The organism is Shewanella sp. MF08487, from assembly GCF_050848685.1.
In the GTDB taxonomy this organism is placed as follows: Bacteria; Pseudomonadota; Gammaproteobacteria; order Enterobacterales; family Shewanellaceae; genus Shewanella; species Shewanella glacialipiscicola.
In genome coordinates, this window is sequence record NZ_JBOZPB010000013.1 from 70381 (window position 1) to 94910 (window position 24530).

General features: G+C 43.0%; 22 protein-coding genes. 17 read left to right on the plus strand and 5 right to left on the minus strand.

The features are described 5' to 3' along the window. Position 1 precedes the first annotated feature (1 nt). The 6 genes from ACRN9H_RS10845 to ACRN9H_RS10870 all read left to right on the plus strand — a co-directional run bounded on the left by ACRN9H_RS10845 (position 2) and on the right by ACRN9H_RS10870 (position 5145). Positions 2–1249 carry a tetratricopeptide repeat protein gene (locus ACRN9H_RS10845; RefSeq protein ID WP_432313661.1) on the plus strand — a complete coding sequence of 416 codons (1248 nt, stop codon included), beginning with the start codon at positions 2–4 and terminating at the stop codon, positions 1247–1249. 268 nt (positions 1250–1517) lie between these two features. After that, positions 1518–3350: a DUF885 domain-containing protein gene (locus ACRN9H_RS10850; RefSeq protein WP_432313662.1), complete on the plus strand. Its 1833-nt coding sequence runs from the start codon at positions 1518–1520 to the stop codon at positions 3348–3350. A 167-nt stretch (positions 3351–3517) separates the two neighbouring features. After that, positions 3518–3796, plus strand: a complete 279-nt coding sequence (locus ACRN9H_RS10855; RefSeq protein ID WP_432313663.1) for a peptidylprolyl isomerase — start codon at positions 3518–3520, stop codon at positions 3794–3796. 83 nt (positions 3797–3879) lie between these two features. Then, entirely contained in the window at positions 3880–4416 is a 537-nt protein-coding gene (locus ACRN9H_RS10860) for a GNAT family N-acetyltransferase (protein WP_432313664.1), read from the plus strand. A gap of 74 nt (positions 4417–4490) precedes the next feature. Then, the gene (locus ACRN9H_RS10865) at positions 4491–4721 is read left to right on the plus strand and encodes an RNA-binding S4 domain-containing protein (protein WP_076498245.1); all 231 of its coding nucleotides are present in this window, start codon (positions 4491–4493) and stop codon (positions 4719–4721) included. 22 nt (positions 4722–4743) lie between these two features. Continuing rightward, positions 4744–5145 (plus strand): ribonuclease E inhibitor RraB, encoded by a 402-nt coding sequence (locus ACRN9H_RS10870; protein WP_432313665.1) that lies wholly within the window; start codon positions 4744–4746, stop codon positions 5143–5145. A gap of 136 nt (positions 5146–5281) precedes the next feature. Here the strand turns inward: ACRN9H_RS10870 and ACRN9H_RS10875 are convergent, their stop codons facing one another. Beyond that, positions 5282–6169 (minus strand): LysR family transcriptional regulator, encoded by an 888-nt coding sequence (locus tag ACRN9H_RS10875; protein WP_432313666.1) that lies wholly within the window; start codon positions 6167–6169, stop codon positions 5282–5284. 154 nt (positions 6170–6323) lie between these two features. Between ACRN9H_RS10875 and ACRN9H_RS10880 the strand changes: the two genes are divergently transcribed. The 4 genes from ACRN9H_RS10880 (at position 6324) to ACRN9H_RS10895 (ending at position 13233) form a co-directional block, all read left to right on the plus strand. Continuing rightward, positions 6324–7094: a TSUP family transporter gene (locus ACRN9H_RS10880; RefSeq protein WP_263190075.1), complete on the plus strand. Its 771-nt coding sequence runs from the start codon at positions 6324–6326 to the stop codon at positions 7092–7094. A gap of 376 nt (positions 7095–7470) precedes the next feature. Further along, entirely contained in the window at positions 7471–8616 is a 1146-nt protein-coding gene (locus ACRN9H_RS10885) for an exonuclease SbcCD subunit D (protein WP_432313667.1), read from the plus strand. Further along, positions 8613–11669, plus strand: coding sequence for an SbcC/MukB-like Walker B domain-containing protein (locus ACRN9H_RS10890; RefSeq protein ID WP_432313668.1), 3057 nt, complete (start codon positions 8613–8615; stop codon positions 11667–11669). The genes ACRN9H_RS10885 and ACRN9H_RS10890 overlap by 4 nt, the downstream gene beginning before the upstream one ends. A gap of 265 nt (positions 11670–11934) precedes the next feature. Then, positions 11935–13233 (plus strand): peptidoglycan DD-metalloendopeptidase family protein, encoded by a 1299-nt coding sequence (locus tag ACRN9H_RS10895; RefSeq protein WP_220772750.1) that lies wholly within the window; start codon positions 11935–11937, stop codon positions 13231–13233. 477 nt (positions 13234–13710) lie between these two features. Here ACRN9H_RS10895 and ACRN9H_RS10900 read toward each other — a convergent pair whose 3' ends face one another. From ACRN9H_RS10900 to ACRN9H_RS10910, 3 genes are all read right to left on the minus strand, one after another. After that, positions 13711–14235, minus strand: coding sequence for a M48 metallopeptidase family protein (locus tag ACRN9H_RS10900; RefSeq protein ID WP_432313669.1), 525 nt, complete (start codon positions 14233–14235; stop codon positions 13711–13713). Between the two features lie 47 nt (positions 14236–14282). Continuing rightward, positions 14283–14720, minus strand: coding sequence for a DUF3010 family protein (locus ACRN9H_RS10905; RefSeq protein WP_220772748.1), 438 nt, complete (start codon positions 14718–14720; stop codon positions 14283–14285). A gap of 203 nt (positions 14721–14923) precedes the next feature. Beyond that, the gene (locus ACRN9H_RS10910) at positions 14924–16279 is read right to left on the minus strand and encodes a DEAD/DEAH box helicase (RefSeq protein WP_432313670.1); all 1356 of its coding nucleotides are present in this window, start codon (positions 16277–16279) and stop codon (positions 14924–14926) included. A 247-nt stretch (positions 16280–16526) separates the two neighbouring features. On the opposite strand from ACRN9H_RS10910, the gene rssA reads away from it, so the two are divergent. Beyond that, positions 16527–17474 (plus strand): patatin-like phospholipase RssA, encoded by a 948-nt coding sequence (gene rssA, locus ACRN9H_RS10915; protein ID WP_432313671.1) that lies wholly within the window; start codon positions 16527–16529, stop codon positions 17472–17474. Between the two features lie 148 nt (positions 17475–17622). Here the strand turns inward: rssA and ACRN9H_RS10920 are convergent, their stop codons facing one another. Continuing rightward, entirely contained in the window at positions 17623–18636 is a 1014-nt protein-coding gene (locus ACRN9H_RS10920; RefSeq protein ID WP_432313672.1) for an NADP-dependent oxidoreductase, read from the minus strand. Positions 18637–18787: 151 nt separating this feature from the next. On the opposite strand from ACRN9H_RS10920, the gene ACRN9H_RS10925 reads away from it, so the two are divergent. The 6 genes from ACRN9H_RS10925 to ribA all read left to right on the plus strand — a co-directional run bounded on the left by ACRN9H_RS10925 (position 18788) and on the right by ribA (position 24523). Beyond that, positions 18788–19267, plus strand: a complete 480-nt coding sequence (locus ACRN9H_RS10925; RefSeq protein ID WP_432313690.1) for a MarR family winged helix-turn-helix transcriptional regulator — start codon at positions 18788–18790, stop codon at positions 19265–19267. Between the two features lie 136 nt (positions 19268–19403). After that, complete coding sequence (locus ACRN9H_RS10930; RefSeq protein ID WP_432313673.1) at positions 19404–20093, plus strand: hypothetical protein; 690 nt, start codon at positions 19404–19406, stop codon at positions 20091–20093. A gap of 349 nt (positions 20094–20442) precedes the next feature. After that, positions 20443–22560: an anaerobic ribonucleoside-triphosphate reductase gene (gene nrdD / locus ACRN9H_RS10935; protein WP_432313674.1), complete on the plus strand. Its 2118-nt coding sequence runs from the start codon at positions 20443–20445 to the stop codon at positions 22558–22560. A 142-nt stretch (positions 22561–22702) separates the two neighbouring features. Further along, a complete protein-coding gene (nrdG, locus tag ACRN9H_RS10940) occupies positions 22703–23164 on the plus strand; it encodes an anaerobic ribonucleoside-triphosphate reductase-activating protein (protein WP_432313675.1) in 462 nt (153 codons plus the stop codon). Between the two features lie 114 nt (positions 23165–23278). Further along, a complete protein-coding gene (locus ACRN9H_RS10945; protein WP_220772741.1) occupies positions 23279–23635 on the plus strand; it encodes a YibL family ribosome-associated protein in 357 nt (118 codons plus the stop codon). A gap of 273 nt (positions 23636–23908) precedes the next feature. Next, positions 23909–24523, plus strand: a complete 615-nt coding sequence (ribA, locus tag ACRN9H_RS10950) for a GTP cyclohydrolase II (protein ID WP_220772740.1) — start codon at positions 23909–23911, stop codon at positions 24521–24523. The last annotated feature ends 7 nt before the right edge of the window (positions 24524–24530 follow it).

Consider the following 24530-nt stretch of genomic DNA (forward strand, 5'->3'; position numbering starts at 1 on the left):
TATGCGTAATGTTAATAAAATCGCAGTACTATTATTGCTTTCTATTTGTGGTGGCACGTTAACAGTGTCTTCAGCAATGGCTGAAGAAAAGTGTCCCATCGATAAACGTCAATCTAAAGCGGTAGGCGAAGGCGCTGCTAAGAAAGTTCAAAAATCATTTGAAGCCTATACCAATGGTCAGATAGACCAAGCTATTGCGATTTTGCTTGAAGCGAATGCGAAGAACGATTTCGATAAAGCTTATGTTGCGCGTATGCTTGGTAACTTTTATGCCGAAAAAGGCAAAATGGATACCGCGATCAAGTACCTAAAACAAGCTGTAGAGGCTGATATTTTAGGTGGAACAGATCATGCTGCGACAATGCGTCTCTATGCTGATTTGCTGTTACAAGAGAAGAAGTTTAAGGAAGCGATTCCTTATTATTACAAGTGGATGGATTTTACTTGTAAAGCTGATTCTCAAATGTATCGCCGCATTGGTATTGCACATTCAGAGCTTAAACAGTGGGATAAAGTGATTGAAGTGGCCGATAAAGGTCTTTCATTAGCTGAAGCTCCTGACAAAGGTCTGTATCAAATGAAGCTGACAGCTTACTTCAATCAAAAGAAGTATAAGAATGCCGTTGGTGTGTTAGAAGTCATGGTGCCTTTATTTCCATCGGATGGCAGACTATGGGTTCAATTAGCACAGTTTTATTTGATGATTGAGGACTACGACAAATCTTTGGCAACTTATGATTTAGCCTATAGAAATGGTTTCTTAGATAGTGCGGGTAATATTACGCGTTTAGCACAATTGATGGCACAAAAAGGTGCACCATATCAAGCGGCTAAAATCTACCAGAAGCATATGAAGTCAGGCATGATCGCTGAAGATGCTAAGTCATTCGATATTTTGGCGGGATTTTTCCAAAATGCGAAGGAGTTTAAACAAGCCGCTGAGTATTATGGTAAAGCTGCTGCAATTAACAATGATGGCAAGACTTATCTAAAACAAGGTCGTTTGTTGAGCTTAGATGAACAATACTCTGCAGCTATTCCTGTGCTTGAAAAAGCCATTGCTGTGGGCATTGATAATCCTGGAGAAGCAAACTTTGAATTAGCTTTGGCTCATTTAAGTTTGAAACAGTACAAGTCTGCTTATAACCGTGCAGTATTAGCTGCTAATGATAAGAAGACAGAGAAGAGTGCAAAAAGCTATATCTCTTATATTAAAGAGAAAGCACGTATGCACGACATCGCGCTGTAATCACTTAGCAGTTTGTTAATGTTTTAGTTTGAAAGCCCCGTAAGGGGCTTTTTCTTTGGACTAGGATGGCGCTAAGCTACTGTTATTGTTTTTTTGGGGCAAACAAATATCAATAGTCAGTTGCTTCTTGATTGCCAGTGGGTGTGTTCTATCTTATTCTTTATTAAAATCAGGCTTTTGTCGCCACAAAAAATAACGCAATAGTGGGTTTTGAGCTAAGTATTAAACACGATTCTGTAATAACGGACTAAATAGGAAAAATATTAAAATGAAATTGGGTTTATTGGCCGGTTCAATAGCATTAATCTTAACTCTTCAAGGTTGTTCTAAGCCTGAAGTTACCCTAGCTCAAGAAAATAGCCCCGCTAATGCCGCGGCCGCAGAGCAGGACGAAACGCAAACGGCAGAACAACGCTATTTAGCGCTTGTGGATGCTTACTTTAAAGATTATCTAAAACTTGAGCCTATTTACGCCACTTTTGTTGGCGTTAATGATTACAATGCTGATTTTGGTGGTGATTTAACCGAAGCTTACCTTAAAGCTCGTCATGAGCTAAACACTCGTTATTTAGCTCAGGTGCGAGCGATTGACCCTAAGCAGTTGCCAGCAGATCTGCAGTTAAGCTATGACTTGTTTATTTATGACCGTGATATGGCCTTAGTCGATGAAACGTTCCCATCACGCTTTATGCCGATAAGCCAGTTCTACAGTACAGTGATTACTATGGTGCAGTTAGGCAGTGGTGAAAGTGCACAGCCTTTTAATAGCGTGCAAGACTATCGTAATTGGGAGCGCAGAGTTGATGGTTTTATCAAGTGGATATCACTTGCTGAAAATCGCATGAATGAAGGTATTGAAAGCAAAGTCGTGCTACCAAGAGTATTGGTGGAGCGCATTATTCCTCAGTTAGACGCTATGTTAACCACGGATGCTACCCAGAGTATTTTTTACTCACCTATCCAGCATTTTCCAGAGAGTTTTTCTGAGCAGGATAAAGCGGAGTTAACTACGCGTTATCAAGCCATGATTACTGAGCGCATTTTACCCGCTTTAACGAATTTGCGAGATTACTTTAAGCAGACTTATTTACCCCAGTCGCGTGCAACTGATGGCTGGTCAGGCTTGCCTAATGGTAAAGCTTGGTATCAGCATTTAGCTAACTCTCACACTACAACCACTATGTCAGTCGATGAGATCCACCAAATAGGGCTCACAGAAGTCGCAAGGATTTTATCTGAGATGGATAAAGTGCGCGCGCAAGTTGGTTTTAAAGGGGATTTAAAGGCGTTTTTTGCGGCGTTATCTTCTGAAACCCAGTATTTTTATGATGATCGCCAAGGCTTAATTGATGGCTATATGGTACTAAAAGATAACATCAATAAAGTTTTACCTAATTACTTTAATGTGATGCCAAAAGCTGATTATGTCGTGAAACCAGTTGAAAGCTTCAGAGAGCAATCGGCTGCAGGAGCTTCTTATGAATCGCCAGCCGTTGATGGTAGCCGCCCAGGCGTATTCTATATCAATACTTATAACCTAAAAGCGCAGCCAAAGTGGGGTATGACGACGCTGTCTTTACATGAAGCAGCACCTGGACACCATTTCCAAATAGCGATTAAACAAGAATTGACCGGCGTGCCTGAGTTCCAACGCTTTAGTGGTTATACCGCTTTTGAAGAAGGTTGGGCACTTTATGCTGAATATTTGGGTGTTGAGATGGGTTTATTTACCGATCCCTATCAATATTTTGGCAAGCTTTCGGATGAAATGTTACGCGCAATGCGCTTAGTCGTTGATACCGGCCTTCACACTAAAGGTTGGAGCCGTGAGCAAGCAATTCAGTATATGAAAGATAACTCGCCTATGGCTGAAAGCGATATCGTCGCAGAAGTTGAGCGTTATATGGCGATCCCAGGCCAAGCGTTATCCTACAAAGTGGGTCAGCTAAAAATTCTCGCCTTACGCGCTCGCGCTGAAAAAGCCTTAGGTGATAAGTTTGATTTGAAAGCATTCCATGATCAAATACTTACCTCAGGTTCACTACCTATGGCGGTCATGGAGCAAAAAGTCGATCGTTGGATAGCGGTTAAACAAGTTTAGTACTCAATATGCCGTTACTAGATGTTGATAGGAGTAACGGTATTTTAAAACTTTTTTATTCAACAGAAAGTTTTTATACTGTTTAACCCAACCCATTAGATCGAATGATAATGGGAAGTTGATGATATTTTAGGCAAATGTCTCATGATCTAAATAGGAGTTTTACTATGGTCCAAGCAACAGCAAGACATTTGTTAGTGAGCAGTGAAGAGCAATGCCAAACGCTCAAGCAACAAATAGTAGACGGTGCAGATTTCGCCGAAATTGCTCGTGCGCACTCATCTTGTCCATCAGGTGCACAAGGTGGTGAATTGGGTTCATTCGGCCCAGGTATGATGGTTAAAGAGTTTGATGAAGTGGTATTCAGCGCACCATTAAATGAAGTACAAGGCCCTGTTAAAACTCAATTTGGCTTTCATTTACTTGAAGTGACCAGCCGCGCATAAGTTTTACGGTTTGTTTGATACAAGGTGTTTGAAACGGCAGCTTTTGCTGCCGTTTTGTTTTATATAATCATCGCGGGGTCACTATGTTGGAACTCTATACTGATAGATTGAAACTCAGGAGCCTACACGCGAGCGACTGGGAACATTTTTATGCGTTAAATAGTGATCCTAAGATTAATCGTTTTGTGCGGGTTCCAGAATCACAAGACGCTCTGCGTTGTAAGTTTGAGCAACGTGCGAATACATGGTCTTATGATTCGGGTGATTGGCTGACCTTAGTGATTGAAACCGTAGATACAGGGCAATTTGTTGGTTTAACGGGCCTCTATTGTCAACATCTTGAAGAACAACGAGCAGAAGTTGGTTATTTGTTAGCGGCTGACTGCCATGGCAAAGGTTATGCCACCGAAGGTTTAACAGCCGTTATTGACTGGGCTTGTTTAAGTTTTAATGTACATAAGTTTGTTGGTCATTGCGCTAAAGATAATCATGCATCCGCACGAGTCCTTGAAAAGTGTGGTTTTCGGCTTGAAGGTTTGCTCAGACAACAACTCAAGATAGGTGAAAACTGGCTTGATGAATGTGCCTATGGTTTACTCGCCGATGAAAGGCGTCTCTAGCCTAATTATCTTCAGCGTATTTGGCGCGGTGCTGGTATAATACCGCAGGTTTATTTTTATAAGGCGTGTATCAAGTGACGCAAATTAATCAATTAGCTTTGCATTCTGGCGAAGATTTCATTGAATTGTACAAGGTATTAAAAGTCCAAGGCATGAGCAGTGCTGGCGGTGAAGCCAAGCATTTTATTGACGAAGGTCAAGTCACTGTTAACGGTGAAGTTGAAACTCGTAAACGTAAAAAGATCGTGGCGGGCGATATTGTCAGCTTTAACGGTGAATCAGTTCAAATCATTGCGGCAGAATAAGCCTGCAACAGTGGAGCAATATATGCAATTTCCAGATGATGACAATGGTAAAATGCTGGCTGCAATGGCTGAATCGGGGATCGATTTAACTAAAGCACTAGATGTTGATTTCTTTTTAGTATTTGATGATCAACGCGATGCTGAGACAGCGTTAGAAGAATTAACTAATTCTGACTTGCAAGGCGAGATTGAGCTTAATCTGAATGATGAGCTCGGCAAGTGGGAAATAATTGTTTGCCTAAATATGGTACCTGAGTACGATACTTTGGTTGAGCAAGAAGTCATGCTACATGATTTTGCTGCCGAGTTTGGTGGCATGAGCGATGGTTGGGGCGTGATGCAACATCAAGATGGTGATGATGAATTTACGGACGAGGACGATGATGACCACGGGCATGTTCACGGTCCAAACTGTAATCATTAATCTTGTTTAGTTAGTGCGGTAATTCAAATTAAAACCACCTAAGGGTGGTTTTTTATTACTCATTCTCTGCTATTTGATGCGTTAGTTCTAACGTTCTATCTGAGTTCTGCCTAAGTGGAATCCCTTGCCAAAATGCTTAATGCCGATAGGGGGCAAAAATTTCGAGTAACCAATCGATAAAAGCTTGGGCTTTTAACGGTAGGCTAGGAGATTTTGGCGTGAGTAAATAATAACTATAGGGACTGGTAAAAGGGGCGTTGAAGGGGATAACTAGGCTACCATGCGCTAGTTGTTCTTCGATAAAAAAGCGGGGTATTAGCGCAGCACCCATGCCACTTACGGCCGCTTGACTCAACATGTAAAAATGTTCCACACCAAAGGTTTGTTCTTGAGTGAGTTCTAGGCCTACTTTTTCAGCCCAATATCCCCAGAGTTCTGGCCTTGTTGTGTGTTTTAGCAAAGTGACGCGATTAATATCTTCAATGCTCTGCAGTTTAGATGCTAACGAAGGCGCACAAACCAGACATAAATCCTCATCCATCAATTTAATATAATTCGCTCCCTTTGGGGCCACAGTACTGCTGCGAATAGCGATATCATAACGACCTTGGCTAAAATCGACGGCAAAATCGCCAATAGAGAGATCCACATAAAGATGCGGGTGACGGGATTTAAATTGCTCCATTCGTGGAATAAGCCAATTGATCGTCAAACTTGGAAGTACATTAATGGCTAAGCTTTGTGGCTGCGTAGGTTGACGACGTATGTCGCTGGTCGCACTCGAAAGTGTCTGTAGTGCGGCTTGCACATGGGGTAAATAACGTTTGGCTTCATCGGTTAAAAGCACTTTTTTGTGTAAGCGTACAAACAATGCAAAAGCTAAATAATCCTCCAACACCCTAATTTGTTTACTAATTGCACCATGGGTAACATGCAGCTCTTTACTGGCGAGCGTCATGCTTTGTAAGCGCGCCGCAGCTTCAAAGGCGCGTAGGGCATTAAGTGGTGGCAAATCGGTGAACATATTGTTTCCTGTGGCAGGTATTGGAACCGGAATATCTCATTCTTGCGTGAAAATATCTCACGCAGTGGCGACAATAACTCCTTTGCGTTTATTTGGCAAACGCAGTCTAATGCTCGGTAATGACTCCCTTTTTATCCAAAGAATAATAAAAATTATGGAATTTGAATTAACTCTACAAATTGCAGCGGTACTTTTTGCCGTGGCACTGGTGGCAGGTTTTATTGACTCAATTGCCGGTGGCGGTGGTTTATTAACGATTCCGGCACTCATGTGGGCTGGATTACCACCTACGGTTGCCTTGGGGACTAATAAGTTACAGGCCTGTGGTGGTAGTTTTTTTGCAAGCTTGTACTTTGTGCGTAAGGGTCTGGTTGACCTTAAGTCCGTTAAATTAGCTTTAATTTGTGCGTTTATTGGCGCGGCATTAGGGACTGTTTTAGTTCAATTAGTCGATACTAAAGTGCTCGAATTAATGTTGCCATTTTTGATTTTGGCTATTGGTTGTTACTTTTTATTCTCGAAAAAGATATCTGAAGATGATAGACATCAAGTGCTCACACCGACCGCGTTTGCATTCACCGCCGCGTTAGGTGTGGGCTTGTACGATGGCTTTTTTGGTCCAGGTACAGGCAGTTTTTTTGCGTTAGCGTTTGTATCGTTAGCTGGTTTTGGTTTAGCTAAGGCTACGGCTCACGCAAAGCTGCTTAATTTTTCGACTAATATCGCATCGTTAATCTTTTTTGCCTTAGGCGGGAAAGTGATTTGGTTATTAGGATTAGTCATGCTAGCAGGGCAAGCCATTGGTGCGACTTTAGGTTCTCGTTTAGTGGTGACTAAAGGCACTAAGATCATTAAGCCACTCGTTGTGACTATGTCCCTTGCCATGAGCTTTAAACTGCTGGCAACGCAATACCAACTATTCTAATAGACGGTTTTGTATCGATAAGCGCAGGTTTAAACTGTATGTTAGCTTATCTTAGCGCGTTATTTTATCTGAGTTACGCCCACCTTGGCGCAAAAGTTAAGTTAAGGTGGATATCACAGTAGTGAACCTCCAAAGATTGCCGAAAATACCTCATCTTACTTTGCAATAGGTGTACTCTTTCAAGGTTTTTTAATAGTATAACCTGTCATTTTTGATGCACTTTTTGGCTTCTCATTTTTCTATGTGCATTTTAACGCTACGTCTTATGTAATAAGATTTAATCCGATTTGAATACGCACCTTGTCTTCCTTATTTTGCGTAAACGAGCGACATGTTCGCTTGGATTTAGCGCCACCACTTTGTTAAAAGAGCGATTATGAAATTTATCCATACCTCAGACTGGCATATTGGTCGCCAGTTACACAATCAGTCATTACTGGATGATCAAGCCTTTGTACTCGAACAAATTATTGCTTTGGCGAGTGAGCATAAGGTTGATGCCGTGATTGTGGCTGGGGATATTTATGACCGCTCGATTCCGCCAGCCAATGCGGTTGCCTTGTTAGATGATGTGCTGAACCGTTTGGTACATGGTTTAGGCTTGCAAGTGATTATGATTGCTGGAAACCATGACGGCCACGAGCGTTTGGGTTTTGCAGCAAAACAAATGGCGGCAAGTGGGTTACATATCATTGGGCCTTTAAGTGCTGAAGTTCATCCTATTAGGTTGTCGAGTTTAAGCGGTGATTTGGTTTTTTATCCCCTGCCTTACGCTGATCCTGCCACCGTGCGTCACGTATTTGAATGCGAGGCCTCGAGCCACGAAATGGCTATGGATATTTTGCTTGAGCAAGTGCGTAAGCACGATAGCCAAGGCTTACCCAAAGTGGTGATCAGCCACTGCTTTTTGGATGGTGGCAGTGAGTCTGAATCTGAGCGGCCATTAAGTATTGGCGGCGCAGACAAAATATCGCCAACGTTATTTACTGAATTTGATTATGTTGCATTAGGCCATTTGCACGGGCCGCAATACAAAGGCGCCGAACATGTGCGCTATTCAGGTTCGATTTTGAAATATTCCTTTAGCGAACAGCATCAACACAAGTCGGTGACGTTAGTTGAACTTAGCGCGCAAACGCCGCTAAATATCTGTTTATTGCCATTAACGTCGATGCGTGATGTGCGCATCTTAGAGGGAGAATTAGAAATATTACTCGCCCAAGGTAAAATGGATATAAAACGTGAAGATTACCTGATGGTGAGACTACTGGATAAACATGCCATTTTAGATGCTATGGGCAAACTCAGAGCCGTTTACCCCAATGTACTGCATTTAGAGCGCACAGGCTTGATGGCGGGGCAGCAGCAAGTCGCTTTAAGCCGCGATCATATCAAAAAAGGCGAAATGGATATGTTCTGCGACTTTTTCTCGCAGGTCTCTGGCGAATCATTAACGCAGGCACAGCAAACCGTGATGGACGATCTCTTGACTAAGTTACACCATGAGGAGCGTCAAGCATGAGACCCCTTAGCCTTTCAATGTCGGCCTTTGGCCCCTTTGCATCGACTCAATCACTTGATTTTACTGCTCTTGGCACTAATCCGTTATTTTTAATTAATGGGCCAACGGGCGCGGGTAAGACGACCTTGCTTGACGGTATTTGTTTTGCCCTCTACGGCAAAACCACGGGCAATGAGCGTGAAGGTAGCCAGATGCGCTGCGATATGGCAGACGACAATCTGCTCACAGAGGTCACGTTTAGCTTTCAGCTTGGTAGTAATAGCTATCGTATTCGACGCGTGCCAGAGCAAGACAGAGTTAAAAAAAGTGGCGATGGCTCAACGGTGCAAAAGCCCGAAGCCCAGCTCTATAAAATTGACGCCGATGGCAATGAAAGCTTGCTTGTGGCCAGTAAAGTCTCTGAGGCGACTGCTGAGATTGAAGCCTTAACAGGGCTTGATGTGGAGCAATTTCGTCAAGTGATGGTATTGCCGCAGGGCAAGTTCCGCGAATTATTAATGGCGGATTCTAAGGCGCGTGAACAGATATTTAGTCAATTATTTCAAACTCATATTTATCGGCGGATTGAAGATTCCTTAAAAAGTAAGGCGGCAGATATTCGCGCCTTAGTGAAAGACCAGCGTAGTCGTCGCGATGGCATCTTACAAAGTGCCGATATTTCATCCGATGATGAGCTGACGAATGAATTAGCGAAGCTCACGCCAGAACTTGAAGTGGCCCAAAGCGCGAAAGAGCAGGCATTACAACAACAGCAACTTATCATCAAGCAGGGCGACGCCGCGCAGCATTTACAGGCCGATTTTACTCAGCTTGATGTGTTAACTCGAACTGCCGCAGAGCTTAGTGCGCAGCAAGACAGTATTAAGGCTAAAAGTCACGCAATGGATCTTGCTAAGCAAGCGCAGCGCTTAGAACCCATAGTAGAAGTGTTTTTGGCTCGTGAGCAGGAATCTAAATCAGCAAACCTTAACCTTAATCACACAAAAACAGTCTTGTTAAATGCTAAGCAAGCTTTTGAAAAATCTGAACTAGAAGCAACAGATTTACCTGTTTTGGAAGCGCAGTTACTCGAGAAAGAACAAGCTAAACAGCAACTGAATACATTAGGGCCGCAGCTTAGGGAGCTCGATAGACTCACTAAGACAGTCGAGCAAGAGCAACTGCTGTTAACTAAGGCTAAGGCGAAGTTTCTGGCGAGCAAAAATGAATTAACCGCCGTTAGCCAAAAACGCTATGAGCTGGAATCAACTCTGCCACAATTACAAGCTAGCAGTGAAACCCGTCTCTCATTACAGCAATCGCACCTGCAGCAACAGCAGTTATTATCTGCTTATCAGCAATGGCAAAACGTTACGGCAAGGGTCGCTTTAACACAGGAAAAACTTGCCAAGGCTAAGGCGCAAGGCCAACAGCTTAATACACAACATCAGCAAGCACAGATTGCGTATAAGAGCTTACTATTGACTTGGCATCAAGGGCAGGCGGCTATTTTAGCTCAGCAATTACAATCAGATGAGCCTTGCCCTGTGTGTGGTAGTAAAATCCACCCTCAGCCAGCGCAGAGCCAACAGGCGCTCCCCAGTGATGAAGCGCTGCAATTAGCCCAAGAGGCTGAAACTCATGCCCAAGACGTGCTGAGCAAAGCAAGAGCTGAATATCGGGGCTTCCAAACGCAGTTAGAAACCTTGCAACAACAAGCACAGGATCTCGCTACCCAATTAGGTGCTGCTGTTGATATTTCTTTAGATGAACATACGCATACTTTGTCGCAATTGGCTTTCTCGCTGACAACAGCCGAACAAGCCCACTTAAATTTGCAGCAGCTGCAGCAAGATATCGTGCTGTTACAGATGCAAGAAACTCAATTACAGCAAGAGCTGGAGCAAGGACAAGCGCAAGAAAGTGCCTCGCAATCAAAGGTTGATGTATTGCAAGGGCAGTTAGCGCAAATGCAGCAAAATGTACCGAAGAAGCTGGCTACGCTCGAGGCATTAAACGCTGCAACAGCGCAAAATCAACAAGATATTAGTCAAATTAAACAACAGATTGCCAGCATTCGCGAGCTTCAACTACAAACTGGGCAGGCTTTTGTTGCCGCTAAAGCTGCGTTAAATGGAGCAGAAAATACCGCCGAGGCCGCATTAGCGCAGTTAACTCGAGCACAACAGCAACTTGACAAACAGTTAATTGCCGCGGGCTTCACCGATCAGCACGCTTTGCTTGAGGCCATGTTAGATGAACACCAACTACATCTATTGGTAAGTGAGATTGAAGCATATCAACAGCAATGTGCGTTAATCCAAGCCCAATGTGAGCTGCTGACACTTAAGCTTAAGGATAAAGTGCCGCCCGATAGCACTAAGCTTGCGGCCGAGCTTGAGATAGCGCAGCAAGCATTACACACAGCTGAACAGACATGGCAACGGCTCCACACTCGAGCAGCGCTTCTGCTTCAAACACAAACTCAGCTGAATATCGCCGATACGAAAGCTAAGAGCTTAGAAGACGAGTATGCAGTTATTGGCACGCTCGCCGACGTCGCTAATGGTAATACGGGCAATAAAATTAGCCTGCAGCGTTTCGTATTAAGTGTGTTGCTCGATGATGTGTTACTCGAGGCAAGTCATCGATTGCATCTGATGAGCAAAGGGCGTTATCGCTTATTGCGTAAGGAGGATAGAGCAAAAGGTAACAAGGCTTCAGGCCTTGAGTTAGAGGTTGAAGATGCCTACACCTCAAAGGTCCGTCCGGTGGCGACCTTAAGTGGCGGCGAAAGTTTTATGGCGGCATTATCAATGGCGTTAGGATTATCCGATGTGGTGCAAGCCTATGCGGGTGGCATTAAACTCGACACCTTATTTATTGATGAAGGCTTTGGTAGTTTAGACCAAGACTCATTGGAGTTGGCTATTCGAACCTTGATGGACCTGCAATCCTCGGGTCGCATGATAGGGGTGATATCGCACGTCTCGGAGATGAAAGAGCAGATCAATACCCGTATAGATATCAATAAAACCTCACATGGGAGTGAAATGACAGTCGTTTTACCTTAGTCGCTTATTCTCTAGATAAGTCGCATTTAAATAATTGTTTTTTATATGTTATTTATTTTGCTCTTTGTATGTTTAACGTTGGGTAATATATGGAAAGTTAATTTAAAATGCCAACTGGCGCATGTTTCTTGTTAATAGTGAGCTAAAAGTGCGAAATAGCGATTGTCATAATCGGCTTTTTGGGATAAGTTGGAAAAAAATTAGGGCTTCCCTCAAAGGGACTGGTTCAAAAATAGAACGCAAAGTTAACGAAAGGTGAAAAGCGTTGCAGACAGGTAAACCCAACTTTATCAACTTATCGCAATCCCGTTTGCAGAACTTATCATCAATACAGAAGAACATTCTATTAATGGGTGGTCTGTTGATTGGCGCTGCAATGCTAATGCCAAATAGTGGACATATAGTGCCGACTGCACAACGGATCCCTGTTACTCTCGATATTGAAAATATTTTACCTCAAGTTTCAGAGCCTGAAATTGAGAATACCGCATTTATTAATAGTATCCCTCATTTCGAACGTACGATTGCTTCAGGTGACACTTTAAGTGGGTTATTTTCAAAAGCAGGTGTCGATCAGCAGACTATGTATAAAGTGTTAGAAGCTGATTTAAATATCCTCGCGCTTGATACTTTATTACCCGGAAACAGAATTCAATTTTGGTTAGATAACGAAGGCCAACTACAAAAATTAGAGCTTTATTTTAACACCGCTCGACAAGTCGTTTTTACTCGCTATGAAGATGGTAGCTTTAATGTTGAAGAAGTGAACGTAGAGGGTGTTTGGCAAAATCGCATTATCAGTGGTGATATTAAAGGTTCTTTTTATGTCTCGGCACAAAAAATGGGCTTAGCGGCTGCCGATATTCAGCGCATTGAAGATTTACTCAAAGAAAAGTTAAATTTCGCCCGTGATTTACATGCTGGTGATCAATTTTCTGTTTTGGTAAATGATCAATATGTTGAAGGTGAAGCCACAGGAAGTAGCCAAATTTTAGGTGTAGCGATTAAAACCGGTCGGTCTGAGATTAGTGCATTTCAATATTCCGATGGTAGTTATTATGATGCAAAAGGACACAGCTTAGTTCGCGCATTCCAGCGTTATCCGTTAGCCAAGCAACCGCGAATGAGTTCTCGTTTCAACGCGTATCGCAAACACCCGATTACTGGGCGTGTTTCACCGCATAACGGTACTGATTTTTCAGTCCCGATCGGCACTAAAGTTATTGCACCTGGGGATGGTATTGTAAGTTTAGTGACTGACCACCAGTTCGCCGGTAAATATATCGTGGTTGAGCATGGTGGTAAGTACCGTACTCGTTATTTGCATTTATCTAAAGCACTTGTGCGTAAAGGCCAGCGCGTTACTCGCGGACAAGTTATCGCTTTATCGGGTAATACTGGTCGTTCAACCGGTCCACATTTACATTATGAATTCCATATTAACGGTAAACCCGTTGATCCGTTAAAAGCGGATATCCCGATGTCAAGTAAGTTAGCTAATCAGGACTTACGAGCTTTCACCAATTTAGTTAATAGTCGCCAAGCGATGATGAACTTGGGTTAGTTTATATCGAAATAACCCTTCCTAGCCGTCTTGCTAAAGATATAAAAATACCGATAACACTTAATGTCATCGGTATTTTTATATCTGTTATGTCACTTATCTCAAGACTATGTCATTTACACCATAATAGCCTCTACATTCTATAAGCATTTTTCTTATCATAAAATTAGCTTAAATTTTATTCAAATTGATCGGTAATCAATGTATCAGAATAAGATAAGAGCTTAGTAAAGGCTTAGTGATTGTCGTGAGTATATGAGGCGTTGAGAGAGTTCAATGGCAGAACTTAGCGATCGAGTGTCCCATTGAATAATTGGGGTACAGTGATTGATAGCAACTATTTAAATCATCGTCTATTAACTTGCTTGATGTCTTTGAATTATTTTTTAGCGCACACTAACATTATCTGCCTTTGAATACTGGACCACTTACTTTAGCAACCAGTATCGCTTCATTTTAAATGAGGAATATTGTTATTTAGGCGTCGACAGTATTGGCCGAATAAGGGGATATATTGGCATCAATGCAGGTTAATAATAGGCGTAAATCAAACTCAAATTGATGATAATCTGGCTCCATATGACTACACAAATTATAGAAAGCCTTGTTATGATCTTTTTCTTTTAAATGGGCAAGTTCGTGTACAACAACCATACGTAATAAAGGTTCTGGTACGCGCTTTAAACGCGAAGATATACGAATTTCGTTCTTTGCTTTGATTTTATTACCTTGAACACGTGCTACATAAGAATGTAACCCAAGTGCATGATGACTCATGCTAATTTTGTCATCAAAGATCACTTTAGAGAGTGGGGATGACTGGCGTAAAAATTGATTTTTAATCGTTTGTGTGTAGTCGTACAGTGCTTTATCGCTGCGGATATTGTGTATGACCGGATGACGTTTCAATAGTAGCTTTGGTAAAGTACCCGCATCAAGATGTTGCTGCACTTGCTGCTGGATCTCAGGGCTATAGCCGCTTAAGTATTTTAATGAGTTCATAAGAGATTTTGCTCCGAATGACTTCGGAGCCTGAGGCATCACATGACTTATATCTTGCCGAAAATATGGCGATTTTGCTGGGCGTAAGCGGCTTCAAACGCAAGCTGTTGGACTTTTTTAAGATCTAAGCTATCAAAATCCACTTGTGGTGGGTTACGTTTATTTTGCTCTTTTATGGTGACCGGGGACAGTAAATTTACTGGTAATTCACCTAATTGAATAGCGGCTTCCAGTTTAAAACTTGTCGCAGAGCCTGCTAGTTTGCCTTTTTGCTCACGCTCAATGATAACAACTTCATCAACATGATAATCCTGCATAAGCTTGTGGAAAGCGAAATGGAATTCACGAATAGCTTCTGTGGTAGCAGATTGGGAAACGGTGAAAGATACCTTGCGGCATTCTGGCACATTGAAGGTTTCACCTTCATAGCTTAATAAACTGATAATGGCTTCGCCACCTTTTAATTCAACACCACAAACTCTCATGTTACACCTTCAAAATATCGATAATAGCGCTATTGTAGCTGGAAATGACTTTAGGATCAGCGTTTACCGTGCGCTTTTGGTTCGCTTGGCGACAGACTGATGCACATAATGCGTCAATTTTCAGTATTAGATCATGCCAATGTGTTATGTGTCAGAGATAGCATCTGACGTTAAATCCATAGGCATTTATTCTGTAATTCGTTTTAAACTTCTTCTGTATCATTGTCTTGCAGTAATTTTGCCGCAGCAGGCTTTTTACGCATAGGGGCATCACCGATATCTACGCCTGTGATAAAACGCTTATCTCGTGATGGTGCCGGTGTGGCAGCTTTTGCTCTTTTACTCTTACCTTTAACCACATCCGCTTTGGCCACGCGTTTGACGGGGATCTGTTTCGCCTTACTTTGCAGTCCACTGAATTTAGCTTCTAGACCTGGAATGGTGCTGATTTCAAAAGTCTTTCTGAGGAAAACTTGCACTTTTTTGAAGTTATCCCAATCCTTTGGCCCGACGAGTGACACCGCATCACCTTTCGCGCCAGCACGACCAGTACGGCCGATACGATGCACGTATTCCTCGGCAAACTTAGGCATGTCGAAGTTAATCACTAAAGACACATTCAGTAAGTCCAAGCCGCGAGAGGCGACATCAGTCGTCACTAACACTTGCTGCTGACCACGGCCAAACTGGTCCATGATTTGGTTTCGTGCAGATTGCTTTAAATCGCCACTCAGGGCTGAGGTTGCAAAACCTTGGGCGGTTAATTTAGCCGCTAAGCGCTCAGTATCAGGGCGAGTGGCGGTAAAGATGATCACTTGTTTATGGGTTTCATCTTTGAGCAAACGAGCTAACAACGCTTCTTTATGGTCTAAGTGGTCACATAAAAAGATACGCTGATGGATATCGTTATGTTCCGAGTGGGCTGCACCAATCGCGACATGCGCAGGATTTTTTAACAAGGTTGCTGCGATATCATTAATTTCGTCATGATCTAAGGTTGCCGAAAACATCAAGGTTTGACGACGTTTATGATCTGCAGCTTCGCTTATCGCTTTCAGTTGTGGAGCAAAGCCTAAATCTAGCATGCGATCGGCTTCATCGAGCACTAATAGCTCTAAACCATTTAGGAATAGATGTTTTTGCTCTAAATGGTCAACGATACGGCCAGGGGTCGCGACAATAAAATGTGGTTCTTTTGCGAGTGCTTTGGCTTGGTCGTTAAAATTCTCACCGCCCAATACGCTGATGGCTTTGTATTGAGTGTTAGCGACAAGCAGACGAAGCTGGCTATAAACTTGATGTGCTAGTTCGCGGGTCGGTAATAAAATCAAGACTCTAGGATCGCGCTTTGACAGTGAGCGGGTCGAAATAACTCTTTGCAATGCGGGTAACAAAAACGCTAAGGTTTTACCTGAGCCTGTTTTTGATGACGCCATTAAATCTTTACCTGCCAATGCGATAGGCAGTGCTTGTTCCTGGATGGCGGTGGGCTCTGTGATACCCATATGTTTTATGCTTTGTAGCAGACGCTGGTCCAGAGAAAAATCAGTAAATTGCAAAGGTATATCCCCTAAATCTTAGTAAGGGCAGATTATAGCCCTAATCACCCTTACTCAGCCATCCACATCGATGATTATCTGTGTTCTATCGCTTGAATGATATCGCGATGGCACTGTTAAAGTTTATTTTACCGTCTTTATTTACATTTAGGTGATAACATTAATTATGCAAATTTTATTGATAAGCCGTGGATATAGTTGTGTTTTACGCTATCGTGTTATGCAGTAAGTAATAGGAGAATAATTTATGGCTAATGGAAAAAATCCCATCGTGGGTATTGCGCTCGGCAGTGGTGCAGCAAAAGGTTGGGCGCACATTGGCGTATTAAATGGGTTAGCCGCAATGGGAATTAAGCCTGATAAAGTAGCTGGATGCTCAATTGGGGCATTAGTGGGCGCCGCTTATGCCCATGAACATTTACCTGAGTTAGAGCAATGGGTGCGTGGTTTCTCTAGTTGGGATGTGCTGGGCTTGATGGATATTCGATGGCGCAAGGGGGGGCTTATCGGTGGTGATAAAGTATTTGATGTACTGCATGCCAGAATAGGGGATGTGAATATTGAGAAACTCCATCGTCCCTTTGCCGCAGTTGCAACCGATTTATACTCGGGTCAAGAGATTTGGTTTACCGAAGGGGATTTACGTCAAGCGGTACGAGCTTCTTGTTCTATGCCAGGGATTTTAGCCCCCGTACGTCAAGGGGAACGTTGGCTTGTTGATGGCGCTGTGGTTAATCCAGTTCCTGTTTCAATGAGCCGTGCCATGGGGGTGGATGTGGTGATTGCGGTGGATTTATATGGCTATCATTCTGGACGTATTCAAGCGTTACCCGTCAATGTCACCAGTCAAAAAATGTCTGCAGCAAGCGTAGAGATGCCCGCGCGCCAAGAAACGGGTTTTATGGATTTATTTGCCCGCGGCCGAGATTATGTGAGTAATTTGACTGATAAGTTTTCACTGGGTACTAAATCGAATCCGGGGATGATAGCGGTAATGTCGCAGTCGATGGGGATTTTAGAGCAAAGACATAAAAGAGCACGGTTAATGGGCGATCCACCTGATATTTGTATTGTGCCTGCAGTGGGTAATATTGGGACTATGGAGTTTCACCGTGCCGATGAAGCTATTGCTGCGGGCGAAGCCGCCGTGGAAAAAGTGGCCCATTTAATTGAAGCTGCGCTCTGGAAAGGTTAATAACAGTCGCCCCAGAATAAAGAGGGCTGCTAAGCAAGGTAGACGATTGATACTAAAAAATAAAAAGTCGGTATTAGGTTAGTTATACCGACTTAATCTCTTCTTAACGCACTATTTACGCTAAGCGTTTAGCTTAAAATAGTGGGCTTTAAGCCAGTTTCACCAACATTTTACCGCGATTCTTGCCTTCAAATAGACCAATAAAAGCATCGGGTGCTTGTTCTATTCCCTGGTAAATAGTTTGTTCAGCTTTCACTTTTCCTTCAGCTAACCATTGCGCCATTTTTGCGGCAAATTCAGGATAGTGGTCCCAATGTTCAAATACGATAAAACCTTCGAGTTTTAATTTGCGCATCACAATCAGGGATAAATTATCTGGACCAGCGGTAGGAGTGGATTCGTTATAGAGTGAAATCATACCGCAGACGGCAATTCGTCCGTGATCTTTCATATTACTCAGTGCTGCGGCTAGATGTTCACCCCCAACGTTTTCAAAATATACGTCCACACCTTCTGGTGCAGCTTTGGCTAAGGCTTGAGTCAGATCACCACAGGTTTTATAGTTGATAATGCTATCGACACCATAACTTTGTAGTAATTGAGCTTTTTCATCTGAGCCTACCGAGGCAACCACTCGAGCGCCCATTAACTTACCAATCTGGCAAGCGACACTGCCTACAGCGCCAGAAGCGGCTGAGACAAATAGCGTTTCACCCACTTTTAAGTTAGCAATACGTGTCAGGCCCGTCCATGCGGTCATGCCGGGCATACCCAGTACGCCTAAAAAATGTGAGCTATTTAATTCGGTTTGTGGCAAGGCGGTTAGTCCATCGGTGTCAGTCACCGCATGTTCGCGCCAACCCAACATGCTGCTGACTTTCGTTCCTACGGGAAACTCATTGTTTTTAGACGCGATAACTTCACCAATTGCGCCACCTTCTAGCACTTGATTTAACGCGAAGGGCGCAATATAGCTCTTGCGATCAACCATGCGACCACGCATGTAAGGATCAACAGACATCCACAGATTTTTAATCAGCACTTGGCCGTCTGTGAGTGGTGCTAACGATTTATTCACTAAAGTGAAATTATCAACAGATGGCATACCCACAGGGCGATTGGCTAAATGGATTTCACGGGTTTGTGTAATAGTGTTATTCATAGGTGACCTTTTGTTTGTGCGCAAACTAACTGTGACGACTCTACGTGGGTTAAGGAATGAATGCAAATAGTTTGCGCGCAAACTAGATGCGTCAAAGTGGATAGAGTAAGATGCAGTATGTTTGAATGATAAATGCCTAAACGTGACACATATTCCAGCCAACCCGAAAATAGATGCAATCATTTCGACTCATACTGAAGAGGCGATAGATAAACAGTGTTTATCTGATAATGTCTGCTTTGCACTTTATTCTGCGAGTAATGCGTTGGTGCGCGCTTATCGGCCGTTGCTCGAATCATACGGGTTAACCTTCCCACAATATTTAGTGATGCAAACCCTGTGGCGTCAAAACGGTTGTAGTCAAACGCAGTTATCCGCAGCAACTAAGCTTGATATGGGCACTTTAACGCCTATCGTTAAGCGACTTGAGGTTAAAGGGCTGATCACGCGTTTAGTTTGTGTGGATGATGAACGGAAAAAACGGGTGACGCTGACTAGTCAGGGAGAAGATATTAAGCATGAAGCGTTAGCCTTAAAGCAAACGCTGCTCGATAAAGTGCAGCTGGATGCTGATGCACTCGATTTATTGCGTCGCCAATGTCTTGCTCTGATTGAGGACTTACAGTCCTAGGCATAAGTCTACCTAATATTCTGTGTTGGGATAGTTATGTGCTGGCCTGAATTAGAGCTAAGCATAGATTTATACTTGATTGGCTTAATTTTTGCTTTAAAACTACCAATTAGTCTTAGACGCCGAATTATTGACAATGAATTCTATTGCAAATAGCTTCAATCTTACTCGTAGTAGTACCAGTGTTGCCGATGCTTATGGTGCCAATAGCCAAAAAACGAATACGGCTAAAACAGATAGCACCATTGCGTCAACCAAACCTCAGCCAGATACTGCTAAAACGGACGCGACAAAAGCGGATGAAATAGCACTGTCACCTAGGGCGCAGCGAGCACAGAAAATTCAGTCAATGGCGAAGGATTTTTTTGCCGATGGTCAATTTGGAGTCGCGAAGATCCCTGCGTTAGTGTCACGTTTACAAACCGACGGGATTTTATCGGATGTACAACTCGAGCGTTTATCTAAAAGCGGTATTACGGTTCCCAGCACAACCACGCCCAGTAAGCAGTCACTGCAAGATTTTGTCGATGATGAACTTAAATCATTGACTAAGAACTCGCCGAATAATCCGCTGATTAATACCTTGATAGATGCTAAAAGTGTTTTAACTAATATGGATGATGCCCATTCGCCAGTATTGGCGCAAAAAGCCACTAAGGCACTCGGACAATTAACTGATTATTTGAATTCAGAACCAGCGTTAACCAATACACAAAAACAGCAATGGCAGGGGCTCAAATCAATGATGCAATTGGCTTCCTCTATGGGGTCGCATCAGTCTGCATCGGGTCAGTTAAGCAGTTATCTGGCACTTGCTAAACGTTAATATACCGACGTATATTTTGTTAATATCAAAGCCATTTTTTATTTATTGAAAATGGCTTTGTGCTAATTGTCATAAAATCACACCTATTTTATCTCCCATCTATTTATTTTCTACCTACCTATTTTATCCTCCATCTATCTTGCTTTATGACGAAGGTCAAGGCTCTAAGTGTGGATCATCGGCTATTACAACACTTCTGCTTTGTTCTTTTCTCCTATCTTGAAAACCATGATCTGGATCATAGAAACTTTAATGTCGATGCCGCCTAATACGCTACATATTGTGTTTGCTGAATCATTGGTTACTACATGTGGTGTTTGATTCGGTCTAAATGGAGAAGGACTCACTAATGCCAGTCGTGATTAAGCGGGATGGTTGCCGCACACTTTTTGATGAAACAAGAATAAGAGATGCGGTTATCGCCGCTGCAAACTCGGCAGGTATTGAAGATACTGATTATGCTGCAACAGTTGCTGCCAGTGTGAGGCTGCAAGTGGCGACATTAACCGAAGTGGATATCCATTATCTACAAGATGTCGTTGAAAACTTACTGATGGAAGGCCCGTACAAGTCATTGGCACGGGTATATATTGAATACCGTCATGACAGAGATATATGCCGTGATGCGACCAGTAAACTCAACCTCGAGATCCGTGGTTTAGTTGAGCAAAGTAATGCGGCATTGCTTAATGAAAATGCCAATAAAGATTCCAAAGTGATCCCGACTCAGCGGGATTTACTCGCGGGCATCGTCGCAAAACATTATGCTAAAAGTCATATTTTGCCAAAGGATGTCGTTGCGGCACACGAGGCGGGTGAGATCCATTACCACGACTTAGATTATTCGCCATTTTTTCCTATGTTTAACTGCATGTTAATTGATTTAGCTGACATGTTGACCCACGGCTTTAAAATGGGCAATGCCGAGATTGAAACGCCAAAATCGATTTCTACAGCAACGGCGGTCACCGCACAAATCATTGCCCAAGTGGCGAGCCATATTTATGGCGGCACGACCATTAACCGTATCGACGAAGTGTTAGCGCCCTTTGTTGCCAAGAGCTATGATAAGCACTATCAAACCGCATTAAATTGGAAAATCACCGACGCTAAAGCCTTTGCCACTGCGCAAACTGAAAAAGAGTGTCACGATGCGTTTCAATCTTTGGAGTATGAGGTCAATACCTTGCATACTGCCAATGGACAAACGCCATTTGTAACCTTTGGTTTTGGTTTAGGTACTTCGTGGGAATCACGCTTAATTCAGCAATCTATGCTCAAAGTACGCATGGCAGGTTTAGGCAAAAACCGTAAAACAGCAGTATTCCCTAAGCTCGTGTTTGCTATTCGTGATGGTATCAACCATAAGGCTGGCGATTGTAATTATGATGTAAAACAAATGGCGCTCAAATGCGCGACCATGCGTATGTATCCCGATATTCTTAATTATGAACAAGTTGAAAAAATCACCGGTTCATTTAAAACCCCAATGGGTTGTCGTAGCTTTTTAGGCACCTATGAAGAAAATGGCGAACTCGTGCATGAAGGGCGTAATAATCTTGGGGTGGTCAGTTTAAATCTGCCGCGGATAGCCTTAGAAGCACAGGGCAACGAAGCCGAGTTTTACCGTATTTTGGATGATCGATTAGTTTTAGCCCGTAAAGCACTGGATACTCGCATTGAGCGACTTAACGGCGTAAAAGCCCGTGTTGCACCTATTTTGTATATGGAAGGTGCCTGTGGCGTACGTTTACGAGCGGATGATGATGTGTCGCAAATTTTTAAAAATGGCCGTGCATCGATTTCATTAGGTTACATTGGCTTACATGAAACCATTAATGCACTTTATGGCACCCAAACCCATGTATTTGATAATGCACTTTTAAGGGAAAAGGCCGTTGCCATTGTTGCTTATCTAAAAGCCGCTACTGATGCTTGGAGAGTTGAGACGGGTTATGGTTTTAGTTTATATAGCACGCCAAGCGAGAATCTTTGTAGCCGCTTTTGTAAGCTGGATGCTAAACAATTTGGTGTTGTCACTGGGGTTACGGATAAAGGCTATTACACCAATAGTTTCCATCTTGATGTTGAAAAACACGTCAACCCATACGATAAAATTGATTTTGAACAGCCATACCCAGCGATAACCAGTGGTGGGTTTATATGCTATGGCGAGTATCCCAACATGCAGCATAACCTCGAAGCGTTAGAAAACGTCTGGGATTATAGTTACAGCCGTGTGCCTTATTACGGCACCAACACCCCAATTGATGAGTGCTATGACTGCGGTTTTACCGGTGAATTTAGCTGCACCAGTAAAGGCTTTACCTGTCCTAAATGCGGTAATCACGAACCTAGCCGTGTGTCGGTAACGCGCCGGGTTTGCGGTTACTTGGGCAGCCCTGATGCTCGGCCATTTAATCATGGTAAACAAGAGGAAGTTAAGCGCAGGATCAAACACTTGTAATACTTATACCTAAACAACCTGAAGATACTGACACTCGTATTCTCAGGTCGTTTTGGGATATACCTTATTCTGCCTGTTAGATTCATTCCATGGTATTAGTGATGCTATGGAGTGAGTCTTCATCTTAAGAAGGCATTGAACCATGAACTACCATCAATATTTTCCTATCGATGTGCTAAACGGCCCTGGTACGCGCGCGACTTTGTTTGTCTCTGGTTGTGAGCACCAATGCCGTGGTTGTTATAATCAAAGTACTTGGGATGTACGCTCAGGCCATTTATTTGATAGCGTGATGGTCGATAGGATTATTGCTGATCTCAGTGATAAACGAATTGTGCGCCGTGGTCTCTCTCTTTCGGGAGGCGATCCTTTGTTGCCCGCTAATCTTGATAACATTTTAGCGCTGGTCAAGCGCGTTAAAAGTGAGTGTCCCAGTAAAGATATATGGTTATGGACAGGCTATGTGCTTGACGAGTTAAGTGATAAACAACGCGCGGTATTAACCTATATTGATGCGCTGGTGGATGGAAAATTTGAGCAAAATCTTGCCGATCCGAGTTTAATGTTTCGCGGCAGCAGCAATCAGATCATTCGTTTGTTATAAAAGCGGTAACGAGGATCTGCAACTTACTGCTATAATCTGAGGCCTTGACACAGATGCTAGCATAATCAGGCTAAGATTTTACTGTGGCTAACTTAGGTAATTTAAGGTAACAGAATGAATTTAAAGCAAGAACTGCAGCAACTTAACGATAAAGTCGATAAATTTCGTCGTAAACTTGCTGCGGCTGAACAAAGAGGCGATGACGTGGTTATTGCCCAGTTCAAACGCGAAATCGCTGCCGTCACTAAACAAATTGGCAGCGTGAAAGGACAACAAACTCGCTTATTGAATAAGCAAGGTTCAGATATCAAAGATTTACCTTTCCACCGCGCTTTGACAAAAGCAGAGCAAGCGGACATGGGTAAACTGAAAAAGTCTGTAAAAGGGCTGGTAGTAATCCATCCTATGACGGCTATCGGCCGTGAGATGAGACTGACAGAAGTCACTGGATACGCACCCGAAAAATTTTAATGTGGGATCGGATGTCACCAGCACGAGATCGAGTGTCGGTCTCGTGCTGGTGATCTTTGTACTTTATGCACTGCTTCGTTTTAATCCATTCCTTCGTGCTGACCATCTAAAGTGACACTCATGTTTGGTTTAGTTGATTAAAACACTAAAGTATTTCTGATTGTTCAAAAACACTTTAGAATACTGCGCTTAGTTGGCTAAGTGCCTAATCCTCATTTGTTTCTAGGGATTTTATTCGTCTCATGGAATGAGAGTTGTCGTTAAAGGTTAAGTATGTCGATCAAATTTGTCGCAACGTCAAAGTTACCCACTCCTTGGGGCGTATTTGCCATGCATGGTTTTGAAGATACAGAATCAGGTAAAGAGCATGTTGCGCTTACATTCGGCACGTTCAGTGCGGATGAGCCTGTGTTGGGTCGTATTCATTCTGAGTGTCTAACGGGCGATGCGTTATTTAGCTTGCGTTGTGACTGTGGTTTTCAGTTACAAGCGGCGATGCAAAATATTGCGGAAACGGGCAGTGGCTTTATCCTCTATTTACGTCAAGAAGGCCGTGGCATTGGTTTATTAAATAAAATCCGCGCTTACGAGTTGCAAGACAAAGGTGCCAACACAGTAGAAGCCAACGAACAACTGGGTTTTGAAGCCGATATGCGTAAATACGATATGATTAAACCTATGCTAGAACAGATAGGCGTTGAGCATGTACGTTTGATGACTAACAACCCGCGTAAAGTAAAAGCGATGCAGGAATTTGGCATCGAAGTAGTTGAGCGCGTGCCACTGCAAGTAGGTAAAAATCGTTACAACGAAGCTTACTTAAAAACTAAATCCACAGAGCTTGGACATTTGATGTCTGAATATCATTTTATGGATGAAAATAAGTAGTTTTGTA

Coding starts and splice junctions, on each gene's coding strand:
- ACRN9H_RS10870 (WP_432313665.1), top strand. CDS start 4,744: ATGCAATTTCCAGATGATGACAATGGTAAAATGCTGGCTGCAATGGCT.
- ACRN9H_RS10860 (WP_432313664.1), top strand. CDS start 3,880: ATGTTGGAACTCTATACTGATAGATTGAAACTCAGGAGCCTACACGCG.
- ACRN9H_RS10920 (WP_432313672.1), bottom strand. CDS start 18,636: ATGAATAACACTATTACACAAACCCGTGAAATCCATTTAGCCAATCGC.
- ACRN9H_RS10875 (WP_432313666.1), bottom strand. CDS start 6,169: ATGTTCACCGATTTGCCACCACTTAATGCCCTACGCGCCTTTGAAGCT.
- ACRN9H_RS10900 (WP_432313669.1), bottom strand. CDS start 14,235: ATGAACTCATTAAAATACTTAAGCGGCTATAGCCCTGAGATCCAGCAG.
- ACRN9H_RS10885 (WP_432313667.1), top strand. CDS start 7,471: ATGAAATTTATCCATACCTCAGACTGGCATATTGGTCGCCAGTTACAC.
- ribA (WP_220772740.1), top strand. CDS start 23,909: ATGTCGATCAAATTTGTCGCAACGTCAAAGTTACCCACTCCTTGGGGC.
- ACRN9H_RS10945 (WP_220772741.1), top strand. CDS start 23,279: ATGAATTTAAAGCAAGAACTGCAGCAACTTAACGATAAAGTCGATAAA.
- ACRN9H_RS10930 (WP_432313673.1), top strand. CDS start 19,404: ATGAATTCTATTGCAAATAGCTTCAATCTTACTCGTAGTAGTACCAGT.
- nrdD (WP_432313674.1), top strand. CDS start 20,443: ATGCCAGTCGTGATTAAGCGGGATGGTTGCCGCACACTTTTTGATGAA.
- ACRN9H_RS10905 (WP_220772748.1), bottom strand. CDS start 14,720: ATGAGAGTTTGTGGTGTTGAATTAAAAGGTGGCGAAGCCATTATCAGT.
- rssA (WP_432313671.1), top strand. CDS start 16,527: ATGGCTAATGGAAAAAATCCCATCGTGGGTATTGCGCTCGGCAGTGGT.
- ACRN9H_RS10890 (WP_432313668.1), top strand. CDS start 8,613: ATGAGACCCCTTAGCCTTTCAATGTCGGCCTTTGGCCCCTTTGCATCG.
- ACRN9H_RS10845 (WP_432313661.1), top strand. CDS start 2: ATGCGTAATGTTAATAAAATCGCAGTACTATTATTGCTTTCTATTTGT.
- ACRN9H_RS10855 (WP_432313663.1), top strand. CDS start 3,518: ATGGTCCAAGCAACAGCAAGACATTTGTTAGTGAGCAGTGAAGAGCAA.
- nrdG (WP_432313675.1), top strand. CDS start 22,703: ATGAACTACCATCAATATTTTCCTATCGATGTGCTAAACGGCCCTGGT.
- ACRN9H_RS10880 (WP_263190075.1), top strand. CDS start 6,324: ATGGAATTTGAATTAACTCTACAAATTGCAGCGGTACTTTTTGCCGTG.
- ACRN9H_RS10850 (WP_432313662.1), top strand. CDS start 1,518: ATGAAATTGGGTTTATTGGCCGGTTCAATAGCATTAATCTTAACTCTT.